Origin of the sequence: Komagataeibacter nataicola (genome assembly GCF_003207795.1) — a bacterium.
GTDB classification, from domain to species: domain Bacteria; phylum Pseudomonadota; class Alphaproteobacteria; order Acetobacterales; family Acetobacteraceae; genus Komagataeibacter; species Komagataeibacter nataicola.
This window is the reverse complement of sequence record NZ_NIRT01000068.1, coordinates 1-4,813: the sequence shown is the minus strand read 5'-3', so window position 1 is coordinate 4,813 and position 4,813 is coordinate 1. Positions and strand designations below refer to the sequence as shown.

The window sequence follows — 4,813 nt, the reverse complement described above, 5'->3', positions numbered from 1 at the left end:
GCGCTCACGGAACTCAGGTGAATAACGTGATGTCTTCTTCTCTACCATAGGGTTCATCCTCCGAGAGTTTTACTCTCCGGTAAACCCGGGGAAGTTCAATATCGCCTCGGGTGGGTGTGCGTGGCGTCTGCTGCCGAAATGCTTTCCACCGGTCTCGACCGTCAGACGCTACTTTTACGCATGGCGTGATGCCGGACTGTTCGAAGCGATGAACACAATACTGGTCATGAACCTGCGGGAGGTCGAAGGGCGTGAGGCCTCCCCGAGCGCGGGCGTGATTGATAGCCAGTCGGTAAAAACTACGGAAAGTGGGGGAATTTCCGGTTATGACGCTGGAAAGAAGGTTAAAGGTCGCAAGCGCCATATTCTGACGGATACCTGCGGCTTCCTGATCTTCCTCCCTGTTCATGCCGCTGACATTCAGGATCGTGACGGGGCTGTCGATGTCCTGGCGGCAATACGCAAACACTTTCCATGGCTTCGCCACATCTTCGCCGATGGCGGCTATGCCGGTAATAAACTGCGATCCGCGCTCGCCAGCATGGGAAAATGGACGGTCGAAATCATCAGGCGATCAGACACAGCCAGGGGCTTTGAAATCCTGCCTCGCCGCTGGGTGGTCGAACGAACATTCGCCTGGCTCGGTCGCTGCAGGCGGCTCGCCAAAGACCGGGAAAAGTCCATAGCCTCGTCAACAGCGTGGACTTTGATCGCCTCAATCCGCATGCTGACCCGCAAAACCGCAAGGCATTGTCAGTGCTGAAAAACTTTCGAATCAGGCTCTCAATGATTTACGCTTTGCGGATCATGGCTTACATATTTTATTCATTGCACCAACCCATGATACAAATGGCACCATCTTCCCATCAATAGTCGTTATTTTATGCACAGTTACGCCAACTGTTTTATCTTCTTTTGTAAGGTTATATGAAGCAACAATATACCAGTTCCCTGCAGGAAGATTAGAAAATATAAAATGCCCAGGAGATGTGCAGATGTCTGGCCCAGCGGAAGGGCATGAAAAATGCGGTATGAAGGGCAAAACTGAAGGCTCAACCCAACGGGTATCATTTAATGTGTGATAACTATATAAAAAGTGATATTTATGCATTTTATTTGCAAGATTGTGCATATAATTACTTTCTGGCAGAAGATCTATTGTAAAATTTTTCTGGGGTATTTCTACAGAAGAACTCATTACGGGCGATGATGAATAAGTTCCATCAGCTAAATGATAAGTGTCAAAGGCGGTAAATTCCGCTCCACTGACACACCCCTTGATAGTCGATGATCCTGTTTTTTGAGCCCAAGACACTTCGCTACTATTAAATGGTATTTTTGGTGGCTCAGGTACTACGCACCCACACAATGATGCGGTCATAAAAATTGTAAATAATATATTTGTAAAATTATTATTTTGCATCGTTTTCTTCTCTTTCCTGATCTGTCAAACTGGAATTCTTTGTCATTCCCTGTATATCTTTTGCCTCACCGTACGCATTCTTATAGGATTTTTCGAAACTGTTCGTTAGAGACAGGATCTCTCCCGCCTGGTTCGCATCAAATTCATTACTGATTGCATGATTCGCTGCCGACGGGTTGCGCGACAAACTGCCTGAAAGAGAGCCCGCATCAATATTGATATTTGATCCAATAGATGAAAGACTTTGGGGTATGTTTATTCCAAATACAGGCGCAAACGTTATGTCCGGATTTAAATCCGGATAAAAATTTTTCCTTTTTGTTTCTCTTTCTCCAGCACCAGGTCCTGTGTTTCCCCCACTTCCCAGGCTTCCAAGCCAACGATTGATGGATGCGCCAGCATATATCGATATGTTCTGTTCATCATGGGCCGTCAGACTACCCGTCGTGACCGTATTGCCAGATGCTGCCGTGCTTTTCATGACACCTGCGTTAAGAGTCGTGTTCTGGGCGATATCGACATCAAGCCCGCCCTGTCCCGCATAAAGCCCGGAAAGGCCACTGGCTTCCGTCGAGGCATAGGTATCGTACAGAATACCCGCCGAGGCATTGACTGAAAAACCCTTCTCGCCGCCTGTGCCATAGACGGGAATGGCAAAGCTCAAGCCGACGCTCTCGTTCGTGCTGAGATAGCTCGCAGTATTCTGTGCCGAGGTAAAGTTCAGGTTGCCCGCCGTCACGTCCACGGAACCACCGGATACCCTGGCGCCGTCCAGTGTCGTGCGGCCTGCCCCGTTATCGATGGTTACATTCTTTGCACCCGTGACCGTCGTATCCACCTGCGTCACGCTTTGGGAATCCATGTGGGAATGGGATGCACTAAGTTGTCCCGTAACACTGCCCCCCAGCGCATATCAGTATTCAGCGAGGCCGTCGCCCCGACAAAGGCGGACAGGGCCGTCTGGCTGGTGATCGTATGCATGGTGTCCTGCCCCGACTGAAGCTGAATAGTGCCTGGCGCCGCCAACGTGACAGTCTTACCCGACAGGCTTGCCGCCGTGGCAACGATATCCCCGGCATGGCGGTCGCTCGTCGCCGCAGTCAGTCCGTCGTCAGTCCGTCGTCAGTCCGGTCGTGGTCAGGACCATTACCCCGGTCGCAGCAAAAAAATACCCGGCTTATGGAAGCGACAGCAAACATATCTTCAATGATTTACGCTTCATATATCATGGTTTGCATGTTTTATTTAATGCGCCAACCCATGATACAAAAGGAACCGTCTGCCCATCAATAGTCGTTATTTTATGCACAGTTACGCCAGCTGTTTTATCTTCTTTTGTAGGATTATATGAAGCAACAATATACCAGTTCCCTGCAGGAAGATTAGAAAATATAAAATGACCCGGCGATGTGCAGATATTCGGTCCAGCGGAAGGACATGAAAAATGCGGGATGAAGGGTAAAACTGAAGGATCGACCCAGCGGGGATCATTTAAAATAGTGTAATCATTAAGCCTAAGACTATATATATTCATCTTTTTTTCAAGAACATGCATATAATCGCTTTCCGGAAGAAGATCTATTGTAAAATTTTTCTGAGGTATTTCTACAGAAGAACTCATTACGGGTGATGACGAATCAGTTCCATCAGCCAAATGATAAGTGTCAAAGGCGGTAAATTCCGCTCCACTGACACACCCCTTGATAGTCGATGATCCTGTTTTTTGAGCCCAAGACACTTCGCTACTATTAAATGGTATTTTTGGTGGCTCAGGTACTACGCACCCACATAATGATGCGGTCATAAAAATTGTAAATAATATATTTGTAAAATTATTATTTTGCATCGTTTTCTTCTCTTTCCTGATCTGTCAAACTGGCATTCTTTGTCATTTCCTGTATATCTTTTGCCTCACCGTACGCATTCCTGTAGGATTTTTCAAAACTGTTCGTTAAAGACAGGATCTCTCCCGCCTGGTTCGCATCAAATTCATTACTGATTGCATGATTCGCTGCCGACGGGTTACGCGACAAACTGCCTGAAAGAGAGCCCGCATCAATATTGATATTTGATCCAATAGATGAAAAACTTTTTGATATGTTTATTCCAAACACAGGTGCAAACGTTACATCCGGATTCAAATCCGGATAAAAAGATTTTCTTTTTCTTCTTGGGGCTCCATTACCGGGTCCCGTGTTCCCCCCACTTCCCAGGCTTCCAAGCGAACGATTGATGGATGCGCCGGCACATATCGATATGTTCTGTTCATCATAAGCCGTCAAACTACCCGTCGTGACCATATGGCCGGATGCCGCCGTGCTTTCCATGACACCTGCGCTTAGGGTCGTGTTGTGGGCAACATCGACATCAAGTCCGTCCTGCCCCGCATAAAGCCCGGAAAGGCCACTGGCTTCCGTCGAGGCATAGGTATCGTACAGAATGCCCGCCGAGGCATTGACTGAAAAACCCTTCTCGCCGCCTGTACCGTAGACGGGAACGGCAAAGCTGAAGCCCGCGCTCTCGTTCGTGCTGAGATAGCTCGCAGTATTCTGTGCCGAGGTAATGTTCAGGTTGCCCGCCGTCACGTCCACGGAACCACCAGATACCCTCGCACCATCCAGTGTCGTGCGGCCTACCCCGTTATCGATGGTTACATTCTTTGCTCCTGAGACTGTCGTATACACCTGCGTCACGCTTTGGGAATCCATGTGGGAATGGGATGCACTGAGTTGTCCCGTAACACTGCCCCCCCCAGCGCATATCAGCATTCAGCGAGGCCGTCGCCCCGACAAAGGCGGACAGGCCCGCTGCCGTGGCAACAATATTCGCAGCACTCCTGTCGGTCACAGGCTCCGCCCCGAGCGTGGTCATGGCTTGTCTACTACCTGCGTAATTATGATCAAACCACGCTCGAAGCAAAAATATCATCGTCTTTTTGAAACGATAGGACGTGTTTCTTGATACCCTTACGTATCATGGTGCGCAGGTTTCCTCCCTCGCTCCGACTGACGAAATAAATGGCACTGTCTGACCTTCAATAGTTGTTATTTTTTGTACAGTTACAGTACCCCGTTTATCTTCTTTTGTAGGGTCATACGAAACAACAATATACCAATTACCTGCAGGAAGCCTGGAGAAAACAAAATGACCAGTAGATGTACAAACAGAAGGCCCTGCTTCAGGACACGAAAAATGAGGAATGAAACGCATCACATACGCATCAACCCAACGCGGATCATTCAACATCCTAAAATCATCTAGCAGCATCAAATTATAACTTTTTATTTTTTTAGGCTCAGGACTCATAGCCAGAAGATGACGGTTGCAGCGAGGCAGATGGCTGAGAAGAAGACGTTCGGGCATCTGTCATAGCGTGTTGCGACCCGCCGC

5 protein-coding genes and 2 pseudogenes are annotated in these 4,813 nt (G+C 48.3%); 1 reads left to right on the top strand and 6 read right to left on the bottom strand.

The window, feature by feature from the left end; genetic code table 11:
- Window positions 1-100 precede the first annotated feature (100 nt).
- Window positions 101-763 (top strand): annotated as a pseudogene (locus tag CDI09_RS17070) (IS5 family transposase); the annotation flags it as partial.
- Between the two features lie 42 nt (window positions 764-805).
- Here CDI09_RS17070 and CDI09_RS18005 read toward each other — a convergent pair.
- The 6 genes and pseudogenes from CDI09_RS18005 to CDI09_RS17045 form a co-directional block, all read right to left on the bottom strand.
- Window positions 806-1,423 (bottom strand): hypothetical protein, encoded by a 618-nt coding sequence (locus CDI09_RS18005; protein WP_146220944.1) that lies wholly within the window; start codon window positions 1,421-1,423, stop codon window positions 806-808.
- The gene (locus CDI09_RS17065; protein ID WP_257788383.1) at window positions 1,413-2,330 is read right to left on the bottom strand and encodes a hemagglutinin repeat-containing protein; all 918 of its coding nucleotides are present in this window, start codon (window positions 2,328-2,330) and stop codon (window positions 1,413-1,415) included. Before CDI09_RS17065 ends, CDI09_RS18005 begins: the two co-directional genes overlap by 11 nt.
- Window positions 2,267-2,527, bottom strand: coding sequence for a hemagglutinin repeat-containing protein (locus CDI09_RS19045; protein ID WP_110571455.1), 261 nt, complete (start codon window positions 2,525-2,527; stop codon window positions 2,267-2,269). Before CDI09_RS19045 ends, CDI09_RS17065 begins: the two co-directional genes overlap by 64 nt.
- A gap of 121 nt (window positions 2,528-2,648) precedes the next feature.
- Window positions 2,649-3,269 carry a hypothetical protein gene (locus tag CDI09_RS18000; RefSeq protein WP_146220943.1) on the bottom strand — a complete coding sequence of 207 codons (621 nt, stop codon included), beginning with the start codon at window positions 3,267-3,269 and terminating at the stop codon, window positions 2,649-2,651.
- Window positions 3,259-4,191, bottom strand: a complete 933-nt coding sequence (locus CDI09_RS17050; RefSeq protein WP_078527219.1) for a hemagglutinin repeat-containing protein — start codon at window positions 4,189-4,191, stop codon at window positions 3,259-3,261. Before CDI09_RS17050 ends, CDI09_RS18000 begins: the two co-directional genes overlap by 11 nt.
- 534 nt (window positions 4,192-4,725) lie before the next feature.
- A pseudogene (locus CDI09_RS17045) lies at window positions 4,726-4,813 on the bottom strand (IS5/IS1182 family transposase); the annotation flags it as partial.

Excerpts from the sequence above, each read along its gene's own strand:
- CDI09_RS18005 (WP_146220944.1), bottom strand. The coding sequence starts at position 1,423 with ATGCAAAATAATAATTTTACAAATATATTATTTACAATTTTTATGACC.
- CDI09_RS18000 (WP_146220943.1), bottom strand. The coding sequence starts at position 3,269 with ATGCAAAATAATAATTTTACAAATATATTATTTACAATTTTTATGACC.
- CDI09_RS17050 (WP_078527219.1), bottom strand. The coding sequence starts at position 4,191 with ATGCTGATATGCGCTGGGGGGGGCAGTGTTACGGGACAACTCAGTGCA.